The organism is Borborobacter arsenicus (assembly GCF_003934165.1).
GTDB lineage: Bacteria > Pseudomonadota > Alphaproteobacteria > Rhizobiales > Rhizobiaceae > Pseudaminobacter > Pseudaminobacter arsenicus.
On the sequence record NZ_RKST01000102.1, the window covers coordinates 1 to 682 of the forward strand.

Here is a 682-nt window from a genome sequence, read left to right on the forward strand (position 1 = left end):
TTCAAGGATCGTAGCCTCGGAAACTGCCTGGCCTGCCACGCCAATGTCGACATGGAGAAGGAGCTGTTCCATGGAAATGTCGGCCCCTCGATGGATGGCGTGGCCGATCGGTGGAAGCCCGAGGAATTGCGCGCGATTGTGACCAATTCCAAGCAGGTCTTCGGCGAGGAGACGGTGATGCCGGGCTTTTATTCGCTCGAAGTCGGCAAGAATGTCGGTGAGAAATTCGTCGGCAAGACAATCCTGACAGCGCAGCAGGTCGAAGACGTGGTCGCCTATCTGGCGACACTCAAGGAATAATGGAACTCAGGAGAAAGCGGATGAAAATCAACAGACGTCAGGCGCTTGCCCTTTCGGGCGGAGCGGCCGTCTTCGCCATGGTGGGCTTTCAGGCTTCCTCGGCCAACGCCAGCACGGAAGAGACTGAAAAGAGCATCATGGAATTCACCGGCGGCAAGACCCCGGAAGCCGGCAAGATCACGCTGACGGCGCCTGAGATCGCCGAGAACGGTAATACCGTGCCGATCGCCGTCAATGTCGAAAGTGCCATGAGCGGCGACGACCTGGTGCAGTCGGTGATCATCCTGGCCGACGGCAACCCCAATCCGGCGGTTGCGACCTTCAATTTCACCGAGGCAAGCGGTGCGGCCGTCGCCACAACACGCATGCGCCTGGCCAAGAC

The 682-nt window shown here is 59.4% G+C and carries 2 protein-coding genes; both read left to right on the forward strand.

Features of this window, described 5'->3' with window-relative positions; translation table 11 throughout:
* A partial coding sequence (gene soxX / locus EET67_RS25385) for a sulfur oxidation c-type cytochrome SoxX (RefSeq protein WP_128628925.1) occupies positions 1-300 on the forward strand: 300 nt, incomplete at its 5' end.
* A 20-nt stretch (positions 301-320) separates the two neighbouring features.
* On the forward strand, positions 321-682 hold a 362-nt coding region (locus EET67_RS25390; RefSeq protein ID WP_128628926.1), incomplete at its 3' end, for a thiosulfate oxidation carrier protein SoxY.